Origin of the sequence: Halobacterium salinarum DSM 3754 (assembly GCF_008124605.1) — an archaeon.
Lineage (GTDB): Archaea > Halobacteriota > Halobacteria > Halobacteriales > Halobacteriaceae > Halobacterium > Halobacterium salinarum.
Map to the genome: position 1 here is coordinate 265605 of NZ_VRYN01000002.1, position 22603 is coordinate 288207.

Annotated in this window: 22 protein-coding genes; 16 read left to right on the top strand and 6 right to left on the bottom strand. The window is 68.4% G+C overall.

What is annotated here, in order from left to right:
• Positions 1–137: 137 nt before the first annotated feature.
• The 8 genes from APQ99_RS06490 to APQ99_RS06525 all read left to right on the top strand — a co-directional run bounded on the left by APQ99_RS06490 (position 138) and on the right by APQ99_RS06525 (position 7650).
• A complete protein-coding gene (locus tag APQ99_RS06490; protein WP_010902304.1) occupies positions 138–896 on the top strand; it encodes an ABC transporter ATP-binding protein in 759 nt (252 codons plus the stop codon).
• The gene (locus APQ99_RS06495; RefSeq protein ID WP_010902303.1) at positions 868–2550 is read left to right on the top strand and encodes a hypothetical protein; all 1683 of its coding nucleotides are present in this window, start codon (positions 868–870) and stop codon (positions 2548–2550) included. Before APQ99_RS06490 ends, APQ99_RS06495 begins: the two co-directional genes overlap by 29 nt.
• Before the next feature lie 193 nt (positions 2551–2743).
• Positions 2744–3976 (top strand): digeranylgeranylglycerophospholipid reductase, encoded by a 1233-nt coding sequence (locus APQ99_RS06500; RefSeq protein ID WP_010902302.1) that lies wholly within the window; start codon positions 2744–2746, stop codon positions 3974–3976.
• 63 nt (positions 3977–4039) lie between these two features.
• The gene (locus tag APQ99_RS06505; protein WP_012289160.1) at positions 4040–4867 is read left to right on the top strand and encodes an aldo/keto reductase; all 828 of its coding nucleotides are present in this window, start codon (positions 4040–4042) and stop codon (positions 4865–4867) included.
• A 148-nt stretch (positions 4868–5015) separates the two neighbouring features.
• The gene (locus APQ99_RS06510) at positions 5016–5867 is read left to right on the top strand and encodes an ABC transporter permease (RefSeq protein ID WP_010902300.1); all 852 of its coding nucleotides are present in this window, start codon (positions 5016–5018) and stop codon (positions 5865–5867) included.
• The gene (locus tag APQ99_RS06515) at positions 5864–6754 is read left to right on the top strand and encodes an ATP-binding cassette domain-containing protein (protein ID WP_010902299.1); all 891 of its coding nucleotides are present in this window, start codon (positions 5864–5866) and stop codon (positions 6752–6754) included. The genes APQ99_RS06510 and APQ99_RS06515 overlap by 4 nt, the downstream gene beginning before the upstream one ends.
• Entirely contained in the window at positions 6747–7364 is a 618-nt protein-coding gene (locus APQ99_RS06520) for a hypothetical protein (protein WP_010902298.1), read from the top strand. The genes APQ99_RS06515 and APQ99_RS06520 overlap by 8 nt, the downstream gene beginning before the upstream one ends.
• A gap of 1 nt (position 7365) precedes the next feature.
• A complete protein-coding gene (locus APQ99_RS06525) occupies positions 7366–7650 on the top strand; it encodes a transcriptional regulator (protein WP_010902297.1) in 285 nt (94 codons plus the stop codon).
• A 36-nt stretch (positions 7651–7686) separates the two neighbouring features.
• Here the strand turns inward: APQ99_RS06525 and aspS are convergent, their stop codons facing one another.
• The 3 genes from aspS to APQ99_RS06540 form a co-directional block, all read right to left on the bottom strand.
• Entirely contained in the window at positions 7687–8997 is a 1311-nt protein-coding gene (aspS, locus tag APQ99_RS06530; RefSeq protein ID WP_010902296.1) for an aspartate--tRNA(Asn) ligase, read from the bottom strand.
• Between the two features lie 326 nt (positions 8998–9323).
• Positions 9324–10295: a phosphoadenosine phosphosulfate reductase family protein gene (locus APQ99_RS06535; RefSeq protein WP_010902295.1), complete on the bottom strand. Its 972-nt coding sequence runs from the start codon at positions 10293–10295 to the stop codon at positions 9324–9326.
• A 72-nt stretch (positions 10296–10367) separates the two neighbouring features.
• Positions 10368–11372, bottom strand: a complete 1005-nt coding sequence (locus tag APQ99_RS06540; protein WP_010902294.1) for a phosphate signaling complex PhoU family protein — start codon at positions 11370–11372, stop codon at positions 10368–10370.
• 226 nt (positions 11373–11598) lie between these two features.
• Between APQ99_RS06540 and APQ99_RS06545 the strand changes: the two genes are divergently transcribed.
• The 5 genes from APQ99_RS06545 to phoU are packed head-to-tail and all read left to right on the top strand — an operon-like array spanning position 11599 to position 16888.
• Positions 11599–12633, top strand: coding sequence for a PstS family phosphate ABC transporter substrate-binding protein (locus APQ99_RS06545; RefSeq protein ID WP_010902293.1), 1035 nt, complete (start codon positions 11599–11601; stop codon positions 12631–12633).
• Positions 12634–12688: 55 nt separating this feature from the next.
• Complete coding sequence (gene pstC / locus APQ99_RS06550) at positions 12689–13648, top strand: phosphate ABC transporter permease subunit PstC (protein ID WP_010902292.1); 960 nt, start codon at positions 12689–12691, stop codon at positions 13646–13648.
• Between the two features lies 1 nt (position 13649).
• Positions 13650–15350, top strand: a complete 1701-nt coding sequence (pstA, locus tag APQ99_RS06555) for a phosphate ABC transporter permease PstA (RefSeq protein WP_010902291.1) — start codon at positions 13650–13652, stop codon at positions 15348–15350.
• 6 nt (positions 15351–15356) lie between these two features.
• Positions 15357–16202 (top strand): phosphate ABC transporter ATP-binding protein PstB, encoded by an 846-nt coding sequence (pstB, locus tag APQ99_RS06560; protein WP_010902290.1) that lies wholly within the window; start codon positions 15357–15359, stop codon positions 16200–16202.
• 5 nt (positions 16203–16207) lie between these two features.
• Entirely contained in the window at positions 16208–16888 is a 681-nt protein-coding gene (gene phoU / locus APQ99_RS06565; protein WP_049892486.1) for a phosphate signaling complex protein PhoU, read from the top strand.
• An 11-nt stretch (positions 16889–16899) separates the two neighbouring features.
• Here the strand turns inward: phoU and APQ99_RS06570 are convergent, their stop codons facing one another.
• The 3 genes from APQ99_RS06570 to APQ99_RS06580 are packed head-to-tail and all read right to left on the bottom strand — an operon-like array spanning position 16900 to position 19050.
• Positions 16900–17304: a glutaredoxin family protein gene (locus APQ99_RS06570; RefSeq protein WP_012289157.1), complete on the bottom strand. Its 405-nt coding sequence runs from the start codon at positions 17302–17304 to the stop codon at positions 16900–16902.
• A gap of 40 nt (positions 17305–17344) precedes the next feature.
• Positions 17345–17983, bottom strand: coding sequence for a transcriptional regulator GfcR (gfcR, locus tag APQ99_RS06575; RefSeq protein WP_010902287.1), 639 nt, complete (start codon positions 17981–17983; stop codon positions 17345–17347).
• Positions 17980–19050: a glucose 1-dehydrogenase gene (locus APQ99_RS06580; protein ID WP_010902286.1), complete on the bottom strand. Its 1071-nt coding sequence runs from the start codon at positions 19048–19050 to the stop codon at positions 17980–17982. The genes gfcR and APQ99_RS06580 overlap by 4 nt, the downstream gene beginning before the upstream one ends.
• Before the next feature lie 87 nt (positions 19051–19137).
• On the opposite strand from APQ99_RS06580, the gene APQ99_RS06585 reads away from it, so the two are divergent.
• Genes APQ99_RS06585 through APQ99_RS06595 form a run of 3 tightly spaced genes read left to right on the top strand, consistent with a single transcriptional unit; the run spans position 19138 to position 22585 of the window.
• Complete coding sequence (locus APQ99_RS06585) at positions 19138–20346, top strand: HAD family hydrolase (protein WP_010902285.1); 1209 nt, start codon at positions 19138–19140, stop codon at positions 20344–20346.
• Positions 20347–20394: 48 nt separating this feature from the next.
• Positions 20395–21309, top strand: coding sequence for a dihydrodipicolinate synthase family protein (locus APQ99_RS06590; protein WP_012289156.1), 915 nt, complete (start codon positions 20395–20397; stop codon positions 21307–21309).
• Positions 21310–21346: 37 nt separating this feature from the next.
• Entirely contained in the window at positions 21347–22585 is a 1239-nt protein-coding gene (locus APQ99_RS06595) for a mandelate racemase/muconate lactonizing enzyme family protein (RefSeq protein ID WP_010902283.1), read from the top strand.
• The last annotated feature ends 18 nt before the right edge of the window (positions 22586–22603 follow it).

Genomic DNA, 22603 nt, shown 5'->3' on the forward strand with positions numbered 1-22603 from the left:
GTGTTCTGTTCGGACCACCGACAGCTTTACCTTGGAGTGTAAAACATACTTTCCTGTAAACCTCGCTTTACACGCGAGTCGAGTCAATCCATGTCCCCCACCGGCCTCGACACCACGACACCGACTGGAGACCGCCGATGACCGACCTCGCCATCCGCGCAGACGGCCTGACGAAGCGTTACGGCGACGAAGCTGCGGTCGACGACCTCGACCTCGCCGTGCCCGCGGGCAGCGTCTACGGCTTCCTCGGACCGAACGGTGCCGGGAAGACGACGACAATGCGCCTGCTCACCTCCCTCACCGATCCCACCGCGGGGACCGCCGAGGTCGCCGGCGTTCCAGTCACCGACCGGGCGGCGCTCACCCCGCGAATCGGTTACCTACCCGCCGATCCACCGGTCTTCGACGAGCTGACGGGCTGGGAGCAGCTCCGGCACGTCGCCCGACTCCACGGGCTCGACGACGGCGAGGCGGACACCCGCATCGAGTCGCTGCTGGAGCGGTTCGACCTGCTCGCGGACGCCGACCGCCGCATCGAGTCGTACTCCACAGGCATGACGAAGAAGGTCGGCGTGGTCGCCGCGATGCTCCACGACCCGGACGTCCTGTTCCTCGACGAACCCACGTCGGGGCTGGACCCCCGGGCCGCCCGCACCGTCAGGGACACCGTCGCGGACCTCTCGGCGGGGGACGCGACTGTCCTTCTCTCCACGCACGTCCTCCCCGTCGTCGACGAACTCGCGGACACCATCGGCGTCATCGACGACGGCGTCCTCGTCGCCGACGGTGACCCAGAGAACCTCAAATCGACCGCCCGCGAGGGCAGCGCGGCCGACCTGGAGACCGTCTTCATGGAGGTGACTGCGGATGCCGACGCCCCGCTCCCGGATTCGTGAAGCCGTCCCCGACGCCGAGGCCGCAGTCGAGTTGGCGCGCGTCGACCTCGTGCGGGGCTACCGGAAGCTGCGCGGCCAGGACTTCTGGCTGCTGTACGGCGCGCTCTCGGCCGTCGGCTTCGCGCTCATCACGGTGTACGCGTACTCGCTCGGCCACGACACCGGCGTCGCGCTGGCGGCCGGTGAGACGCCGTGGTTCGCGGCCGGCGGTGCGGCGACCGCCTGGAGCGTCGCCTGGCTGTTCACGGTCGCGATGCTCGTCGTCGAGGCTGTCGGTTCGAACGGCGACCTCGACAACGACGGCCACTACCTCACGCTCCGCCCGACCGCCGACATCACCGCCGGGAAGCTCGCGAGCGCCGCTGTCAAGCTCGCCGGGTTCATGCTCTTCCCGGCACTCGGGCTGGCCCTCGGGCTGAGCCTGGGACTGGGAACGCCGGTCCCCGTCCTCGGCGTCGTCGCCGCGGCGACAGTCACCGTCACGTCGGCGGCAGCCACCGGCTACCCCGTCGGCTTCCTGCTGAAGGGCGTCGTCCGCCGGTCGAACGTCCTCACGCAACTGAAGCCGGTGCTCGGAGTGGGTATCGGCCTCGGGTACTTCGCTGTGATGCTCACCGGGGAGTTCACGACCGCCATCGACGCCCTGCGACCCGTGCTCCGCGCGCCCCCGCTCTGCTGGCTCGGCGACCTCTCGCTGGCGACAACGCCCGGCGTGACTCCCGGCGCCACCGGTGTCGCTGGGGCGCTCGCCCTCGGTGTCGTCGTCGCAGGCGCGGGCGTCCTTCTCGCGGTGCCGGCCGCCCGGTACGCCTGGCGCGCCGACGGGATGGCGTCGACCGAGAGTGACGGCGAACCCACGACTGCGCCCGACCACGCGGTCGACAGACTGCTCGGCGTGCTGACGCGCGCGCCTGCGACCCACGGCGTCGCGAGCACGGCACTGTTGCAGATCTACCGGTCGCCGCTCCGGCTGGTTTTCGTCGCCTTCCCGTTGGTAGGGGCGATCCCGGTCGGCGAGCAGGTCCTCGCCGGCGGCACCGTGCCGCGGTACGCGCCCTGGCTGGCCGTCTGGTATGGTGCGTGGGCGGGCGGCGCGGCGCTCCCCCTCAACCCCCTCGGGAATCAGGGCAAGTCGCTGCCGTCGCTGCTGACGGCGCGCGCCGGCGGCCGGCACGTCGTCCGCGGCTACGTCGCGGCGACCGGCGTTGTCGCTGTCCCTGTCAGCGGGGCTGTGGCCGGCCTGCTCGCCGGCGCCGCAGGCTACTCGTTGGGCGGCGTACTGGGCGTCGTGGTCGCAGCCGGCAGCGCTGTGCTGGCCGCATCCGTGCTCGCAGCCGGGGTCGGCAGCGTCTTTCCCCGCTTCGAGGGCGTCGACCTCGCCGGGTCCCGCCGCGCCGTGCCACCCAGCAAGGTCGCGTACGGCGTGTTCTCCGCGACACTCACGGCGGCCGTCGTCGCGGCCACCGTCGTCCGGAGCGAGGTCCTCCACGATGCAGTCACCGTGCTCGTCTCGCGGACGCTGCCGTTTGGTTGGCGTGTGAGCGCGGGCACCGTCGAAACGGGGGCCTTCGTCGCGCTGGCGGCGGTCGCTGTTGCGCTTCCGGTGGCCTACCGGGTGGCAGTGGCCCGGCTCGGGGGCTACCGGCTGGCCTGACCGAGCGCGCACGAGCCGGTGTCGGGGAGTCTCACCCCTTTGCGGGCGTCAGGAACGTTCCCGCGTGTTTTTAGTCCCCGGCGTGGTTCAGAGTGAACAACTAGCCGTGCGCGGGCCGGTGGTCGTGACTGGCTGCTGACAGCACCCGGTTCAGGGCGACTGACTCGCGTCACCCTTCAGCGTGATCGACCCTATGTCAGACAAGCACGACGTTATTGTCGCCGGTGCCGGCCCAGCAGGAGCACAGTGCGCGCGCGACCTCGCGGAGCGGGGCTACGACGTGGTCGTCCTCGAAGCCGAACCCGAGGACGAGTTCCCCCGCCAGTCGAACAAGTCCACTGCGGGCACGTTCGCGTCCATGATGGGCGCGTTCGGCGTGCCCGACGACGTGGTCATGCAGTACACCGACGACGTTGTGTTGGAATCCCCCCACGAGTATTTCGTCCAGGATCAGCCCGGCGCGGTCCTGGAGTTCGCGGAGTTCAAACAGTGGCTGGTCGCCGCCGGCGAACAACAGGGTGCCGAGTACCGGTTCGAGGCGCGCGTGAACAACCCGATCACGGAAGGCGGGGAGATTGTCGGCGTGAAGTACGACGGCGACGAGGAGGTGTACGGCGACATCATCATCGACGCCACCGGGCCGGCGGCGCCGCTTGCGAAGAAACTCGGCGTGACGGACCTCCGGCGCAGCAATCAGGCCATCGGCATCGAGTGGGAGATGGAGAACGTCGCCGTCGACCACGAGGGGTACGCCGACCTGAGCGACGCGATGATGCTGCGCCTGGATCACGACCTCGCGCCCGGCGGCTACTCGTGGATCTTCCACACGGGCGCTGACACCGCAAAAGTCGGCATCTGTTACATCCAGAACGAGAGCTACCAGCGGTTCGGTGACGCCTCGAAGAGCATCGACGACCACCTCGACTACTGGATGGAGACCGATCCGCGCCTCGCCGACGCCACGAAACTGGCGGGCAAACAGCACCGCGGGTCGGCGCACATCCAGTTGCCGGCGAACTTCTCGACGGACAACTTCATGGCCATCGGGGACACCGTGCCGACGGTCGACCCGCTGTGGGGGGAGGGGATCCACAAGTGCATGGAGTCGGCGCGCGCGGCCGCGATCACCGCCGACCGGTGTTTCATGGGCGACGACCGCGATACGTCCGCGGACGCGCTGTCGATCTACGACGACCTCTGGCACAAGCGTGTCGCGCCGAACGCGCGGATGCGGCTGACCATGACCCAGCTGCTGTATCTCGCGTCCAACGAGCGCTACGACCGCCTCATGAGCGACCTGCAGACGGCCGACGTCGGGACGCTGTCCGGCGCGAACGAGGGCGGGCTGCGGTCGCTGCTCGAGTTCGTGCACACCGAAGACGTCCCCCTGCTCGCGCGGTTCGCCCGCGACCGGCTGCGCGCGTGAGGACACGCCGGCGTTCTCGCCGCATCCACAACCGCTAACCACCTACCCGTTGTTGCTATGCGTATGGCACAGGACACACAGCAGCGCGCGGCGGTCGTCGAGGAGATGCCCGAGTTCGGACTGGGAACCTGGGAGAACGAGGATCCCAGTGCGTGCGCGGACAGCGTACGAACCGCCCTCGAAATGGGGTATCGGCACATCGACACGGCACAGATCTACGAGAACGAGGACGCCGTCGGCGACGGCATCGCGGCCGCCGACGTCGACCGCGAGGACGTCTTCCTCGCGACGAAGGTGTGGACGAGCGAGCTCGGTGACGGCGACGTTGCGCCCGCGACCGAACAGAGCCTGGAGAAGCTCGGCGTCGACTACGTCGACCTCCTGTACGTGCACTGGCCGGCAAACCAGTACGATGCCACGGAGACGCTGGCTGCGCTGGCCGACCTGCAGGCCGACGGCGTGACCGAGCGCATCGGCGTGAGCAACTTCGAGCCCCGGCACCTCGACGAAGCCGAAGACGTCCTGGGCGAGTTGCCGTTCGCCAACCAGGTGGAGTTCCACCCGCTCCTCCAACAGGAGGAGCTGCGCGAGTACGCCGACGGCGAGGACATCGAGCTGGTGGCGTACTCGCCGCTGGCCCGCGGTGAGGTCTTCGACGTGCCCGAGATCCAGGCCGTCGCGGAGAAGCACGGCGTCAGCGAGGCGCAGGTGAGCCTGGCGTGGGTGCGCCGGAAGGGCGTCACCGCCATCCCGAAGGCGACCGGCGAGGACCACATCGCCGACAACTGGGCGAGCCTCGATCTCGAACTCGACGACGAGGACGTCGCGAAGATCGACGGCATCGACCGCCGCGAGCGACAGGTCGACCCGGAGTTCGGGCCCTGGAACTGAGCCGACCGTAGCGCCGACCCACCACACGCAGTATTTCTCGACGAGTCCCCGAATCGAACCGACACCGCAGCCCCACGAGCCGCGACTTTGCGCTGCAAAGTGAGTTTGTAGTGCAAAGTTATTTGTCAGTCGGTGTCAGTGACGTAGTATGAGCATCGAGACACGTGGCGGCCCGCCCCTGGGCCGGCTCCTCGAACAGACCACGGCGTTCGCCGTGCGAACCCTCCAGACGCTCCGCCGGAACAGCGCTGTCGCCTTCTGGGCGGTGGCGTTCCCCGCGATGTTCTACCTGCTGTCCGTGTCCCTTTTCATCGACACCGGAGGGATGCCGGCCGAGGTCGTGAGCGCGGTCAAAGCCACGCACGCCGTCTCGTACGGGGCCTTCGCGGCCCTCACCGTGTTCCTGAGCACGTTCTCCCAGTCGCTCGTCGCGGACGTCGAACGCGGCCGATACCGCCAGTTCCGAGCACTCCCCGTGTCGCCGGCAGCGGACTTCCTCGGGCGGTTCGCGGCCGCCTACCTGTTCGCCGTCGCCGCCGTCCTCGCTGTGCTGGGCGTCGGTGCCGCCACGGGGGCGGCGTTCACGCTCCGGTCGGCCGCCTCGATCCCCGTGGCCCTGCTCGGGCTGCTGGCGCTCGGCCTGTTCGCCGCCAGCATCGCCGTCGTCCTCGTCGCCGTCGTCCCGGACGCGAAGTTCGCGAGCATCGTCGCCGTCAGCGTCGTCATGCTCGCCTTCTTCCTCACCGGCTACAACGGCATCCAGCCCGGGATGCTCGCCGGCGCTGCCGACTTCGTGAACGTCGTCCCGAACGCGCTGGCCACCCGGCTGGCCGTCCACCACCTCGTCGCCGCCGGCGGGTGGACGCAAGCCGGACTGGCACCGCCCGGCGCGCCGACGAGCACGGGTCACGTCGCGCTGCTCGCCGGCTACGCGGTGGCCGGACTCACGCTCGCCGTCGCCGCCACCCGCCGCTCGCTCTACGGGGGTGCGGTCCGGTGAGCGTCGACCGGCCAGCCGTCGAGGCGCGGAACGTCCACAAGGCCTACGGCGAGGACGGCGTCCTCGACGGCATCGACCTCACCGTCGCTGAGAACGAAGTGCTGCTGTTGATGGGGCCCAACGGCACCGGGAAGACGGTGTTGCTGTCGTGTCTCGCCGGTGGCACCGAGCCGTCGGAGGGCTCCGTGTCGGTGTTCGGGACGCCCGTCAGCGAAGACGGCGGCCGGAGCCTCTCGCTGCTGCTGCAGGGCGGCGCGAGCGTCGACACGCTCTCTGGCCGCGAGACGGCCGCGTTCTACTCCCGGCTTCACCCCGAGTTCACGGACCGCTGGCGGACGTACGTCGACGACCTCGGTATCGACGGCGACCTCGACAAACGCATCAAGTACTACTCGGAGGGCATGAAACGCAAGCTCGAACTCTCGCTGGCGCTGTCCGTCGACGCGCCGCTGTACCTCCTCGACGAACCGACGGCGGGCGTCGACCTCTCGATGGTGCAGTCGTTTCACCGCGTCATCCGCGACCGCGTCGCGGACGGCGGGACCGTCGTCGCCACGAGCCACCGGCCCGTCGACGCCGACCTCGCCGACCGCGTCGCGTTCGTGAACGGCGGCGGCGTGCTCGCCGTCGACACCCCCGAGGCGCTGTTGGACGGCGTCCCGACCGTCGTGCGAGTGGTCGGCCAGGCCACCGCCGGCGACGCCCTCGCCCCGCACGTCGTCGGCGACCCGTTCTACCACGGCGACGAACGCCGCGGATTCCTCCGCGAGCACGCGACTCTCGCGGACATCCGCGAGCACGCCGGCGACGCCACCGTCGAGACCGTGGAGCCGAGCTACACCGACGCGTTCAACTACTACGTCCACGCAGCCGCCGACAATGAGTGAGGACGTCGACCCCCAGGCACTCCAGCAGGACCTCGACCGCATCAAGGACGCGATGGGGATCGCCGAGCGCTACGAGAGCGCACCCGAACAGTGGCTGCTGTTCAGCGTCCTCGTGGCGGCCGGGAGCGCCGTCTCACAGGTCCTCCTCTTCGCGCGGGCAGCCGGGTTCTGGTACCCCGTCGTCTGGGTCGGGCTGTTCGGTGCCGGCTCCCTCGTGCTCTCCCGGCGGTACGACTACGCCTTCGGGCCGGGCCACAGCGAGCCGAACGTCGGCTTCCAGGTTCTCGTCGTCTACTTCGGGTCGTTCGCCGCGCTGTCCGCCGTCGACCCGTTCCTCCCGGAGCTCGGCTACCTGGCGGACAAGGCGCTCGCGCTCGGACTCGTCGCCGTGATGCTCGGGCTCGGCTACCTCGTCGCCGGCGAGACGCTGAAGGCCTACCGCATCCGCGCACGGGACCGCTACGTGCTACACGGGGGTGGCCTCCTCCTGGTCGCCCTGGGCGTCGCCATCCCGACCGTCGACGTCCTGCACACGTGGAGCTACGCCGCCTTCGGCGCATCGTACGTTGTTTACGCCGCAGCCTCCTACCTCGTGTTGACCCGAACGTAGGATGGACCTCGACAAGCTCGTCCACCAGCCGACCCGGCTCGAACTGTTCGCGTACCTCTACCGGCACGGCGAGTCCAGTTTCGGCGACCTCACCGACGAGCTGGACCTGACGGAGGGGAACCTCTCCAGTCACCTCCAGCGCATGGAGGACGCCGACGCCGTCGAGGTCCGCAAGGAGTTCGTGGACAAGCGACCGCACACGACGGCGGTGCTCACCGAGGACGGCGAGGCGATGTTCGAGGACCACGTCCAGACGCTGCAGGGACTCATCGACGGCCTGGAATAACGGACCACGAGGCGTTCGACGGGCTGTCCGAACCGCCTACGGTTCGAGGCGGTCGGGATCCCGCGGGAAGAGGATCGCTTCCTTGATGTTGTCGAGGCCGGCGAGCTGCTGGATGAGCCGGTCGATGCCCAGCCCGTAGCCGCCGTGGGGCGGGACGCCGTAGCGGAACGCGTCGAGGTAGAACTCGAAGTTCTCCGGCTCGACGCCCTGCTCGCGCATCTTCGCCGTCAGGCGCTCGATGTCGTGTTCACGCTGCCCGCCGGAGGACAGCTCCTGGCCGCGGTACAGCAGGTCGAACTTCCGGGAGGCGACGTCGTCGCCGTCGACGTCCTGGCGATAGTAGAACTTCTCGTCCGGGTAGCCGACGACGAACACGGCGGGGTGGCCCTGCTCCTCGAAGTACTCCCCGAGCAGGCGCTCGCCTTTCGTGTCGAGGTCGTTGTCGTCCTCGGGGACGTGGTCGTACTCGTCGGCGAGGATCTCGCGGGCTTCCTCGAACGTGATGCGCGGGAAGTCCGCCTCGGGGACCGAGAGGTCCGAGCCGAGTTCGTCGAGTTCGCGCTGGGCGTGCTCGACGACGTGCCGGATGGTGTGGCGCAGGGACTCCTCCTGGACGTCCATCACGTCGTGGTGGTCCTCGACGTAGCCGAGCTCCACGTCGAACATGGCGATCTCGGAGACGTGCCGGGAGGTCCCGAAGTCCTCGGCGCGGAACGCGTGGCCGACCTCGAACAGTCGGTCGACGCCCGAGGCGACGAGGATCTGCTTGTAGAGCTGTGGGCTCTGGGAGAGATAGGCCTCCTTGTCGTAGTAGACGACCGGGAAGAGGTCCGCGCCGCCCTCAGCGCCCGCCGTCGAGAGTTCGGGTGTGTCGACCTCCTCGAAGCGGTTGTCGTAGAACCAGTCGGTCATCGCGCCCATCGCCTTCGAGCGCAGGGAGAACACCGCCTTCGTCGAGGGCTTGCGCACGTCGAGGTGGCGCTCGTCCAGCCGCGTCGAGAGGTCGGCGTCGACGTCCTTCGAGATCTCGATGGACGGCACGTCGGTGGCTTCGCTGACGACGGTGAGCTCGGTGGGCGCGAGTTCGACGCCACCAGGGGCCTGGTCGCTGGCCTCAAGCGTGCCGGTGACCTGCACCACGTCCTCGCTGGAGAGGCCTTCGGCCGTCTCGAAGAGGTCGGGGGTGTCGTCTTCTTTCGCGACGACCTGCAGGCGGCCGGTGGCGTCCCGCACGATGACGAAGAGGATGCCGCCGAGGTCGCGGAGTTCGTGGACGTGGCCGGCGATGGTGGTGTCTTCGCCGTCGTCGTCGGGCGTTACGTCTTCGATGTAGGTTCGTTCGAGCATTGGTGGAGTTGTGGATGGCTGGTTGGCGGCGCGTTGCGACGGCGTCCGGGCAGTCGGGAGAATGGGTGGTGGCCTGCTCACGCAGGCGCATTGCCGCCGGCGACACCCCGACCACGGTCACGGCGGGCGTCGCGCGATCCGACCGGTGTGCGTGTCGCCGTCATCGTCGCTGTTGCCGAGTCGTGCGTCCACGTACGTATGATTTGCGAACCTGCGCAGCGCAGCCGTGGTGCAGCGTCCGCGCGGTTCACTGTGAGGGGCTTGTGGCGCGTTCTGCGCGTCGGGGTCCTGGCGTGGGGAAGCCCGCCGACGTGAACCGGGCCGACTTACATGTAACCGAGATCGCGCAGCCGCTCCATCAGGTCCTCTTTGTCCTGGGCGCGGCCGGCGCGCTCGGTGGTGTTTTCGAGGTCCTGGAGCCACGCGGGTTCCTCGGCGGCCTTGTCCGTGGAAACCTCACTCCCCAGCGAACGGAAGCCCTTGAAGTACTTGGGGGAGACGGGGATGTCCTCGTGGGTGAGGTCGTTGGGGAGGTCGTCGAAGTCCTGGGGGACGTAGCCGTCGTCCGGGAAGTCCGCGACCGTCTCGGGGACGACGTAATACCAGAAGGCGTCCCAGACGGCGGCTTCGTCGAACTGGAGGATGGGTTGGATGCGGTCGTGGGGCGGGTAGACGTCGGGGTCGTGGCGCGGGCTGAAGAACGTCTCGTCGGCGCGGGCGTCCTGTTCGTCCCAGCGGATGCCCGAGAGGATGCCGTCGACGTCGTGCTCCTCGAGGGCGTTGTTGAGCGCGACGGTCTTCAGGAGGTGGTTGCCGACGTAGGTGTCGAGCAGGAACGGGAACGAGTCCTCCTCGTATTCGAGGAGGTCCCGGACGTGGTGTTGGTTCTGGTCGTCGAGTTCGCTGATCGGGATGTCGTCGCCGGGTTCGAGGTCGTTGGCGGTGACGTAGTCGCCGACGTCCTCGTTGCGGGCGTAGACGACGTCGAGGTCCCATTCGTCGGCCCAGTGGTCGACGAAGTCGTGGAGTTCGTCGAAGTGCTGGAAGTGATCGATGAAAATGGTTTCGGGGACATCGAGGTCGAACTGGTCGGCGACCTCCTTGACGAAGTACAGCGTGAGCGTCGAGTCCTTACCACCGGTCCACATGATGGCGGGGTTGTCGTAGGATTCGAGGCCGTCACGGGTGACCTCGATGGCTTTCTCGATTTTCGCGTCCAGCGTCGAGTAGTCAGCGGGGCTCTCACCGTCACCGTCGTGGTAGTCGACGTCGAGGTAGTCCGGGAAGTCCTCGCTCATGGCTTCGGGGTCTACCCGGTAACGTATATGCGTGTGGATATCCGCCGACGGCTGGGGCGGGAGAGGGGCGCGTTAGGGGTTGGGAGTCGGGGCGGCCTTTTGCAGGGCGGTTTCGGCGATGTTGCCGCCGTAGTCGGCGCTCCGGGAGAGTGAGTCCACGACGAGGCCGAGGTGTTGGGCGTGGTGGGCGGTGAGGCCGTGGAGGCGGTCGTCGACGTCGCGGGCCTGGTCGTCGATGTCGCGGACTTGTGCGCGGGCTTGGGTGGCGAGGGCAGTGGCTTCGTCGGCGGTGTCCGCGAACAGGGCGTCCATGGCGGTCTCGATGATGTCGGTGGCGTCCGCCTGGAGGGTTTCGAGGGCGTCGACGACGTCCTCGGGGATGTCGTCGTTGAGGTCGTGTGTGGCGGTTGCGATCTTGGTGGCGTGGTCGGCGACGCGTTCGAGTTGGCGGGCGCTGGAGTGGTAGTCGAACGCGACTTCCCGCGTGATGCCGATCTCTTGGGCGACCGTGGGCGAGCGCAGTGCACCCCGGAAGATGCGTGACACGACGTACCAGAGGCGGTCGACGTCGTCGTCGCGGTTCGTGACGTCGCGGGCGATGTCGGGGTCTCGGGTGGCGAGCGCGGTGACGGCGTCTTCGAGCATGGAGACCGCGATGAGGTGCATGCGCCGAACGGCGTTGTGGATGGACAGCTCCGAGGAGTCGAGGAGGTCCTGGATGACGACGCGCTGGCTGGTTTCTTCGAGGACTTCGAGGCCGACCAGCCCCTGGGTGGCGTCGCGGATGACGCGGCGCTGGTCGGGATCGATGGACTCGGCTTCCAGGGCGAGCACGTCGAAGCCGCTGACGTACATCGTCATGACTGCGCGCATGAGTTCTTCGCCGTGCATGTCGGTGATCGTCAGCGTTCCTTTGTCGGTGTCAGTGTCGTCGATGGGGGTCAACAGGAGGGAGCCGCTGTCCGGGTGAAACCCCACCTCGTCGCCGGCCTCGACGCTGTGATCGCGCGCCCAGTCTTTCGGGATGGATACGGTGAACGTTGAGCCGCCGGTGACCTGGACTTTCCGTCGTTCCATGCGACCACGTATCGATGCCTGTAATATAAATCCCGGTCACGATACATAGTTACTACACCAAACCACTGTAGAGGAGAATAAAGCGCTTGCAGGCGCTCGGGTCGAAATATACATCGACGACGAGCGTCGAATCGATTCGCGGACATGCGATGTGAACTGTTCCCTATGTACTGCTATATATACGTAATAGCAGAGTACTTATTCGCATCGCGGCGAGCATACGACGATGCCAGCAGACGACGCCGAACGCACCACACGTACGCGCCGTCAAGTTCTCGCCGGGATGGGGGCAACCGGCGCGGCAGCGCTCGCCGGCTGCCAGAGCACGTCATCCGAGGATCCCGCCGACGACTCGCTGTCAGGCACCGTCGACTTCGCTGGAAGCTCGACAGTGTTCCCGCTGGCGACCACGATGAGCGAGGCCTTCCGCGGCGGCGACACCGGCGAGGCACACCCGGACGTCAACTTCAACCCCAAATCCACCGGCACCGGTGGCGGGTTCGCCAACCACTTCTGCACCGGCAACGCCGACCTCAACAACGCCTCCCGAGAGGTTCGGGACGCCGAGGCACAGCAGTGTACGGACAACGACATCGAGCCCGTCGAGTTCACTGTCGCGACGGACGCGCTGACCGTCATCGTCAACACGGACCTGGACATCGACAGCATCACCGTCGACGAGCTGCGGAGCATCTGGTCGGCCGAACGCGACACCGAACAGTGGTCCGACGTGAACCCCGACTGGCCCGACGAACCGCTGGAGCTGTACGGCCCGTCGAGCGCCTCGGGCACCTACGACTACTTCATCGAGTCCATCCTGCACGGCGGCGACACGGAGCTCACGCATATCAGCGGCGGGAGCTACACCGGCACCGAACAGGACCGGACCATCATCCAGGGCGTCGAGGGATCGACGAACGCGATGGGATACCTCGGGTACGCGTACTACTCGAAGAGCGACGACCGCGTGAAAGCGCTTGCCGTCGACGACGGCGACGGCGAGCCAGTGAAGCCGAGCCTGGAGACCGCCCGATCCGGGGCGTACACGCCGCTTTCCCGGCCGCTGTTCACGTACGCGGCGAAGTCGTCGCTGGCCGAGCCCGCGGTCGCGGCGTTCCTCCGGTTCTGGCTCGAGCACGCCACGAGCGAGGCGATCGTCGCCGACCAAGTGGGCTACGTGCCCCTCAGCCAAGAAGCCCAACGAGAACAACTGGACGCGCTGACTGAGGCCATCGACGCGGCCGGCAGTGCGGACGAGTAGCGCGTCGCCCCACCCAGCAAAGACTGTATACGTACGCTATGACTGATTCAAACCAATGAGCGGAGACGACCTCGAAGCGGCGCTCACGACGCGCACCCAGAACGCCCCTTCAGAGTTGCTCTCCCGGTCGTTCTTCTTCCTGTGTGCAGCCCTCTCGATCGTGACGACGATCGGGCTCATCGCGTTGCTGGCGACCGAGGCTGCGAAGTTCTTCACGTTCTCTGCGCCGCTGGTCGGCGTCGACGGCGCGACCGCGGGCATCGTGGAGTTCCTTACTGGAACGAACTGGGACCCAACGAACGGCAGTTTCGGCGTGCTCGCGTTGGTGTCGGCGACGCTGATGGTGATGATCGGCTCCTCGATCATCGCGTTGCCGCTCGGACTCGGCACCGCGACCTACCTCAGCGAGTACGCCAGCCCCCGACTCCGGTCGGTCCTGAAGCCCGCCCTGGAGATCCTGGCGGGCATCCCGACGGTCGTGTACGGGTTTTTCGCCGTCATCTACATCACGCCCGCACTGGGCACGGTCCTCCCGGGGTTGAGCAAGTTCAACATGCTCTCGGCGTGCGTCGTCGTGGGCATCATGATCATTCCGATGGTGGCGTCCATCAGCGAGGACGCCATGTCCGCCGTGCCCGATGAGCTCCGGCAGGCGGGCTACGGAATGGGCGCGACGAAACTCGAAGTGTCGACCGGCGTCGTCGTGCCGGCGGCGCTGTCCGGCATCTTCTCGTCGTTCATCCTGGCGCTGTCGCGCGCCATCGGCGAGACGATGGCGGTCACGATCGCCGCCGGGTCGACCGCGCGGTTCCTCAACATCATCGACCCAGGGGCGTACACGGAGTCCGCGCTCCCGATGACGGCGGCGATGGTGAAACTCGTGAAAGGCGACGTGACCGGTGGCGGGCTCGCGTACCGCAGCGTGTTCGCGATCGGGGCCACGCTGTTCGTGATTACGCTCGTGATGAACATCGTCAGTGACGTGATCGCACACCGATTCAAGGAGGAGTACTGAGATGGCAGCCGACACCAGCGACGTAACGGCGGGCTTCGGGCAGGTCAGTCGCACCGCGGGTCGCGTGTTCCGCGCGCTCCTGCTTGCGGCGACCCTGTTCGGCATCGTGTTCGTGACGATCCTGCTGTTGTACGTCGCAAACGACGCGATCCAACCGCTGACCGCCGATCCGGGGTGGCATCTCACGTTCTTCCTCACGCTCGTGGTGCCGACCGCCGGCGTTGGCGCGTTCGTCTACCGGCGCAGCCAGGCCGCCTTCCAGACCGGCATGCTCGCGCTCGGGTTCGTCGCCGTCGCGTTGCTGTTCAGCGGCGGCGCGGCGATGCTGTTCATCGACATCGTGCGCCCGCTGACGTGGCTGGCGGTTGTGGTCGCGCTGGCGGTGCCGGCCGCCATCGCCGTCGGCGTGACCGCCTACGACCAGCGGCTGCCGTTCCTCGCACGGTTCGGCGTGACGACTGCGGCGTTCTATCTCTCGCTGTTCGGTCTGCCCGGCCCGCTGGGGACGGTGGCGTCCTGGCTCTCGCAGCTCGGGCTCCCCATCCCACTGGGAGCGACACTCGGCAGTGTGCGCCTCGTGCCCAGCGTGGTCGACGTGGTGTCCGGGGTGCCGGTTGCGCCGGCCCCGTGGCTGATGCTCGTGGCGACCGTCGGCGGCCCGATCGGGGTCGTCGCGGGCCACGCGGTGGCGCGAGACCGCGGGCGGCGGGCGCGCGTCGCTGCGAGCAGTGCGTTCCTCGCAGTCGTCGCGGTGGCCGGTGTCGTCGGCCCGGCGGTCGGCGTTACGCCGGTGCCGGCGGTGGTCGTCGCGGCGGTCGGGGTGGTGCCGCCGGCTGCGTACGCGGCCGACGTTGCGGTCAACGCCCCGCGCGAGCGGGTCGGACTGGCGGTGCCGGCGACCGTGATCGTGGGGTCGCTGGTCGGTGCCGGGATCGTGTCCGTCGTCGGCTTGGCCGGCCCGCAGTCGTGGGTCGACTGGGCGTTTCTGACGTCCGCGCACAGTACGAACGCCGAATCAGCCGGGTTCTACCCGTCGATCGGTGGGTCGATCCTGCTCATGCTGAGCGTCGCGGTGCTGGCGTTCCCGGTGGGCGTCGGCGCAGCGATCTATCTCGAAGAGTACGCACCGGACAACTGGCTGACGCGTGTGATCGACGTGAACATCTCGAACCTCGCGGGCGTGCCGTCGGTCGTCTACGGGCTGCTCGGGTTCGGGCTGTTCGTCACACACCTCAATCGGCCCGCGGGCACGGTGCTGATCGGCGGCGCGACGCTTGGCCTGTTGATCCTGCCGATCATCATCATCTCCGCGCGGGAAGCCATCCGGTCGGTGCCGGAGGCCCAGCGCGCGGCCTCCGACGGGATGGGAGCAACCAAGTGGCAGACCGTGCGCAACGTGGTGTTGCCGCGATCGTTCTCCGGCATCCTCACCGGCACGATCCTGGCGCTGGGTCGCGCCATCGGCGAGACGGCACCGCTGATCATGATCGGTGCGCCCACGATCAAGTTCTCGCTGCCCACGCAGGTCTCGGAGACGGTCACCGCGATGCCGTTGCAGGTGTACGCGTGGTCGAGCCTCTACGCGACCCCGGATTTCTACACCAAGGTGGTGCCGGCCGGTGTGGTCGTGTTGGTGACGGTGTTGCTCGCGATGAACTCCGTGGCGATCGTGCTCAGGAACAAATACCAATCACATGACTAACCAACGATGACCGAGAACACGGCGGAGACGGCCGACGAATCGAGCGACGGCGGTGTCACGGCGACCACCGGCGCGGCGACGACGACACCGACGACACCCCCCGAGCCGGTGATCAGAGCCAGGGATCTGGATGTGTTCTATGGCTCCGAGCGCGCGCTCGAAAGCGTCGACATCGACATCCCCGAACAGCAGGTCACGGCGATCATCGGGCCGTCGGGCTGCGGGAAGTCGACGTTCCTGCGGTGTATCAACCGGATGAACGACCGCATCGACGCCGCGCGCATCGACGGCGACCTCACGCTGCGCGGGACGAACGTCTACGACGCCGCCGTCGACCCGGTTGCGCTCCGGCGGCGGGTCGGAATGGTGTTCCAGGAGCCCAACCCGTTCCCCAAAAGCATCTACGACAACGTCGCGTACGGCCTCGAAATCCAGGACGTCGAGGGCGATCACGACGAGATCGTCGAGCAGTCGCTGCGGCGCGCGGCGCTGTGGGACGAGGTCAGCCACCAGCTTGACAGCTCCGGGGTGGCGCTGTCCGGCGGCCAGCAACAGCGGCTGTGCATCGCCCGCGCGATCGCGCCCGACCCCGAGGTGTTGTTGATGGACGAGCCCGCGAGCGCGCTCGACCCGGTGGCGACCAGCCAGGTCGAGGACCTCATCGAGGAGCTCGCCGAGGAGTACACCGTGGTGATCGTCACGCACAACATGCAGCAGGCCGCCCGCATCAGCGACAAGACCGCGGTGTTCCTCACCGGCGGCAAGCTCGTGGAGTTCGGGGACACCGACCAGATCTTCGAGAACCCCGAGCACCAGCGCGTCGAAGAGTATATCACTGGAAAGTTTGGGTGATACGTATGGCACGAGACAGCTACCAGGAGAAACTCGACACGTTGCGCGACGACGTCCTGTACATGAGCGAAGTGGTCACCGACCGGCTCCGGATGGCGTTGGAGGCGATGGCCCAGAAAGACGACGACGCCGCCTGGGAGGTCATCGACGGCGACGACGAGATCAACCAGCTGTATCTGGATCTGGAAGACGACTGCATCGACCTGCTCGCGCTCCAGCAGCCGGTCGCGGGCGACCTGCGACTGATCGCGTCGTCGTTCAAGATCATCACCGACTTGGAGCGCATCGGCGACCTGGCGGCGAACCTCGCGGAGTACACGCTGGACGCCGACCGGGACATGTTCCCCGAGGTCGACGTGCAGGCGATCGGCGACCGAACCATCGAGATGGTGACGGACGCGATGGCGGCGTACGCGAGCGCGGACGTCGAGGCGTGTTACGCGATCGCCGAGCGCGACGACGACATCGACGAGCGGTGTCGGAGCGCCTCACAGACGGTGATCCGTGATCTGATCGAGACCGAGATCGACGCCGCCACCGACGACGCCGAGATCGAGGCGCTGATGCAGGACGTTTCGCGGCTGTTGTTGACCGTCCGGGACCTCGAACGCGTGGGCGACCACGCCGTCAACATCTCGGCGCGAACGGTGTACATGGTCGACAACGACGACGAGCTGATCTACTAGCGACGGCCCCGTTAGAACGGCGCGTCGATGTCGGCGTCAAGCGCGGCGTCGTCGGCGGTCGTGTCGACGCCATCGGCGTTGAGTTCGTCCGCGAGGTCGCCGCGGTCGGCGAGCTCCGCGAGGATGTCGCTGCCGCCGACGAACGACCCGTCGACGAACGCCTGTGGGGTGGTCTCCCAGCCGCTGTGGCGCTCCAGGGCGGCCCGGAACTCGTCGGTGCTCTGGAGGACGTCAACGGTGTGGACGTCCGGCCGGTAGTCGGAGATCAGTCGGATGGCGCGCTCGGAGAACCCACACTGGGGGGCGGCGGGCGTGCCCTTCATGAACAACACGACCTCGTTGTTCTCGATGGCGGCGTCAACGATGTCGTCGACGGCGTCCTGTGCCATCGACGAGTCGAGCGGATCGAAGGCCATGTCCCACCGTCGGGGGGCAGCGAGGAAAGGCCTTGCTCTGTCAGTCGTCGCCGCTGCCAACGCGGATGACCTGCAACAGCGCTTCGATCGGCGTGCCGTCGACGTCGCCGAGGCCTTGTTTGTCCGCGAGGACGCCACACGCCACCGGTGTTCCGCCGGCCTCTCGGACGGCCTGGATGGTTTCGGTGATCGTCGTGCCGGAGGTCACGGTGTCGTCGACCACGAAGCAGTCGCGGTCCTCGACGGACGCGAAATTCCGGGAGAAGCTGCCGCCGAGGTCGGCCATGTCGCCCTCGTCCCACTGGTGTTTGCGGGGCGTGTAGGTCGCCAGGTCGGTCCCGAGTTCGTTGGCGGTGGCCGTGGCGAGCGGAACGCCGGCCTTCTCGATGCCGACGACCAGATCGACGTCGTGGCTGTGATCTCGGAGCGCGTCGGCGAGCGCGATCCCGATGGCGGACAGCCGGGCGCCGGCTTCGCCGATGGTGCTCCAGTCGACGTGGACGTCTCGGGGGCTGTCGTCGGTGTCGGTGGCGGCGACGGACGCGTTGGTGTCGGCGCGCTCGACGAGCCACGACGCGGTTTCCCGGGAGACGTTGAGTTCGTCGGCGATTTCGCCGCGGGAGAGGCCGCGGTCCGCGAGCGCTGCTGCGTCGTCGATGAGGTCGTCGACGTTCTTCATCGGGTGTCGAATTGAACGGCCGTCTTGATGGAGGTTTCGCCGTCCCGGAACGCGTCCGCGAACGCTGCGGTGTCGTGGACGCCGGTGACGATGGCGTCACACAGCCAGTCGGGGAGGGCGGCCAGCGTGTCGGCGGCGGCGCGGAAGTGGCGGGCGTTGGAGTTGACGCTGCCGACCACCGCTTTGTTCTCCAGGACGAGGCTGCGGTGGAGGTCGCTGCCCGGGACTTCGAACGTCCAGCCGGCGGCGGGAACGCCGAGGAGGGCAGCGACGCCGGCGGGGGCGAGCGCGTCGATGGCGTCGAAGGCGTGTTTCGCGTGCCCGGTGGCTTCGTACACCATGTCGACGGGCTGGTGGGCGGCGGGGATGTCGGCGACCGGCGTGGTGCGGGAGTCGATGTAGGTCGCGCCGAGTCGCTCGATGATGTCGATCGTCGGGTCGGGGCGGCTGCGGCGGCCGAGACAGTAGAGCGTCTCGGTGTCGTCGCGGGCGGCGAGGATGGCGAGCGTGAGCAGGCCGAGCGAGCCGTTGCCCAACACGAGCGCGGAGTCCGGCCGCCAGTCGAACGCCGACCGCGAAGCGAGCGCGAGTTCGATCGCTTTCTCGGCGACCGACACCGGTTCCGTGAGGAAGCCGTGGGCGGCAAGCGAGTCGGGGAGCGCGACGAGCGCGTCCGCGGGGCTGGTGAAGTAGTCGGCCATGAACCCGTCGGCGCCGTCGATGCCGCGCTCGACGTACGTACCGGGGGCCGCCATGTCGGGTTGGCCGCGGTCGAACTGCGGGGTGGGGTCGCCCCGCGGTCGGCGCACGGTCGGCGCGACGAGTTGGCCCGCGGAGAACCGGGTGTCGGTCGGATCCGCGACGACGCCGATGGCTTCGTGGCCGAGCACGAGCTCGTCGGCGTCCTCGGGGAAGCCGCCGTGGGTGCCGGCGATCACTTCGTGGTCGGTGCCGTCGACGCCGACGCGGAGCGTGCGCACGAGCACCGAGCCGGGTGTTGGGTCCGGACGGGGCCGGTCGACCAGCCGTGGTGTGCGGTCGGCCTTCGAGACGACGATTGCGTCCATGGTGGATGTGTTCTCCGTGGACGAATTAAACGGGTGGGACTGTGGGCGGCGGCGGGGGTTGAAGTGGACCCCAGCCCTCGGTCCGGCATGCAGCTGCACGACCGGTTGTACACGCTCTACGACGAGTTCGACACCGAGAGCCTGCGCGCCCACCAGGAGTTCGTGGACCTCGCGCCGCCAGTCGATTCGCCGGTTGCACTGCAGTACTGGGAGTCAGCAAGCGACGAGCTGGCGGCGCACAAAGACGAGATCAGGGCGGCGTTCCCGGCCCACGACGCGTTCGCCGACGTGGCGGCGCGGGCCACCCGCGACCAGGCGTTCACCGCCCTGGACCTCTACGGCAAGTACGGGCGGGCGGTCAACGTGCTGGTCTTGGACGTCGACGAGACGCTGCGGTCGGCGGGCAGCACGGACAACGAGATCCCACGGGCCACGCTGCATCTGCTCACGGAGTTCCACGAGGCGGGCGTCCCCATCGTCATCTGTACGGGGCAGACCCTGGAAAACGTCAAGGGGTTTTTGAGCCAGGGGTTGGGCAACGAGCTCGTGCATTCCGGGCGGCTGTCGGTGGTGTACGAGGCCGGGACGGGCGTGTTCACGCCGGGCCACGGCGCGGACACGAAGCGGCTGCTGTACGAGGACCTCGGCGACGACGTGCGGGGCGTGTTCGACGACGTGCGCTCGCGGGTGCACACGGCGGCCCCCGAGGACATCCGGCGGGGGTGTCACCTCCAGGGTAACGAGTTCAACGTCACGCTCAAGCCGAACTACGAGACCGGCAGCGAGCGCGCCCGCGGGCTCATCGACAGCGCGCTCGTGCATCTGTTGGGGTTGCTGGCGGACTGCGTGGGCGCGGACCCGGCGGCCGTGCGGGCGTACTACGCGGACGCCGACCCCGAGATCGCGGCGGTCGTCGCGGCGTCCTCGGCCGCCGTCGGCGACGCCGACGCGCTCGGCGAGGCGGCGGCCGAAACGCTGTCGCGGATCGACGTGGGGTATTACGAGGGGGACGCCGCCGAGATCGCGTCCCGGGAACTGAACAAGGTGGTTGGGGTGCAGGCGGCCCTGGACGTGCTCGGGGTGGCGGATCCGTTCGCGCTCGTGATGGGGGATTCGAAAAGCGACCTGCGGGTGATGGAGCACGTCGACGACCACGACAGCGGCATCGCTGCCGCACCCGAACACGCCTCGACGCGCGTGCTGGAGCACGTGGCGACGACCGACGAACTCGTCTTCGACGCCGGCGCGGCGGACGAAATCCTCCGGACGGCGTGGGCGCTGGCGCAGTTCGCGTAGCGGGCGTGGCCCGCGGCGCTTATGCTGGTCGCCGCACACCACACACGCATGCCAACGCACGCGCCGGCCCCGGGCAGCGGGGACCCACTGGGACTGCATGGCGTCGTTCCGCCGGTTGTAACCGCCTTCGACGCGGACGAGAGCCTCGACGCCGACACCACCGCCGACCACGCCCGCATGGTCGTGGATGCGGGCGTACATGGGGTGTTCCCGCTGGGGACGAACGGCGAGTTCCCGCTGTTGACCCCGAGTGAGCGCGACCGCGTCGTGACTGCGGTCGTCGACGAGGTCGGGGGCGAGGTGCCGGTCATCGCGGGCGTCGGCGCGCCGTCCACGCGCCAGACGGTCGCCCACGCCGAGCACGCCGCGTCGGTCGGTGCCGACGGGGTCGTGGTCGTGACGCCGTTCTACTATCCGCTGGACGGCACGGCCGCCGTCGAACACTACCGGCGGGTGGCGGCGGCCGTCGACTGCCCGGTGTACGTCTACCACATCCCGTCGAAGACGGGCAACGAGCTGTCCCTGGAGACGCTGGCGGCGCTGGCGGAGATCGACACCCTGGCGGGGGTCAAAGACTCCTCGAAGGACGTGCCGTGGCTGGGGCAGGCCGTCGACGCCCATCCCGAGTTGACGTTCCTGGCGGGCTCGGACTCCCTGCTTGCGCCGGGCTTGGACGTGGGCTGTGCGGGGCTGGTGTCGGCCGTCGCCAACGTCGCCCCGGAGCTGGTGGTGGGGCTGTACGAGGCCTACGACGAGGGCGACCGCGAGCGCGCCAGGGCGCGCCAGTCCACCGTCTACGAGGTGCGGGCAGCGCTCAAGCGCGGCCCCTACATGGCGGGCGTGAAGGCCGCCCTGGGGCTGCGGGGGTTCGACGCCGGGCCGCTGCGGTCGCCGCTGCGCGGGCTGGACGACGACGACCGGGCGGCGCTCGAAGCGGACCTCGCCGACCTGGGGCTGCTGTGAGCAGGAGTTTTACACCGTGGCGGGCGAACGCGCAGCCATGAGCGAGGACTACGCGGACCTCCACGATCCGAACGCGGAGTACACCATGCGCGAGCTGTCCGCCGAGACGATGGGCGCGGACAGCGGTCGCCCCGCACCGCGGGATCTCGAAATCACGGACATCCAGACCACGATGGTGGACGGGAACTTCCCGTGGACGCTGGTGCGCGTCTACACCGACGCGGGCGTCGTCGGGACGGGGGAAGCCTACTGGGGGGCCGGCGTCCCCGAACTCATCGAGCGCATGACGCCGTTCGTCGTGGGCGAGAACCCCCTTGACATCGACCGGCTGTTCGAGCACCTCGTCCAGAAGATGAGCGGTGAGGGCTCCGTGGAAGGCGTCACGGTGACCGCGATCTCGGGCATCGAGGTCGCGCTCCACGACCTCGCCGGGAAGGTCCTGGGCGTCCCCGCCTACCAGCTGCTCGGCGGGAAATACCGCGACGAGGTGCGGGTGTACTGTGACTGCCATACGGCGGCGGAGGCCGACCCCGAGGCGTGCGCCGACGAGGCCGAGCGCGTGGTCGACGACCTCGGCTACGACGCCCTCAAGTTCGACCTGGACGTCCCCAGCGGGCTGGAGAAGGACCGCGCGAACCGCCACCTGCGCCCGGGCGAGATCCGGCACAAGGCCGACATCGTGGCGGCGGTCACGGAGCGCGTGAGAGACCGGGCTGACGTTGCCTTCGACTGCCACTGGACGTTCTCCGGCGGGAGCGCCAAGCGCCTCGCGGCGGAGCTTGAGGCGTACGACGTGTGGTGGCTCGAAGACCCGGTACCCCCCGAGAACCTCGACGTCCAGGCGTCCGTAACCGAGTCCACGGCGACGCCCATCGCGGTCGGGGAGAACCGGTATCGCGTGACGGAGGCGCGCCGCCTCATCGAGAACCAGGCCGTCGACATCGTCGCGCCCGACCTCCCGAAGGTCGGTGGGATGCGGGAGACGCGGAAGATCGCGGACGTGGCGAACCAGTATTACGTTCCGGTGGCGATGCACAACGTCGCCTCGCCGGTGGCGACGATGGCGAGCGCGCACGTCGGGGCCGCCATCCCGAACGCGCTGGCCGTCGAGTACCACTCCTACGAACTGGGCTGGTGGAGCGATCTCGTCGCAGAGGACGTCATCGAGGACGGCTCCATCGAGGTGCCCGAACGGCCGGGGCTGGGCATCACCCTGGACATGGACGCCGTCGAGGAACACATGGTCGACGGCGAAACCCTGTTCGACGAGGCGTGACCGCGGCGCGCCGGGACA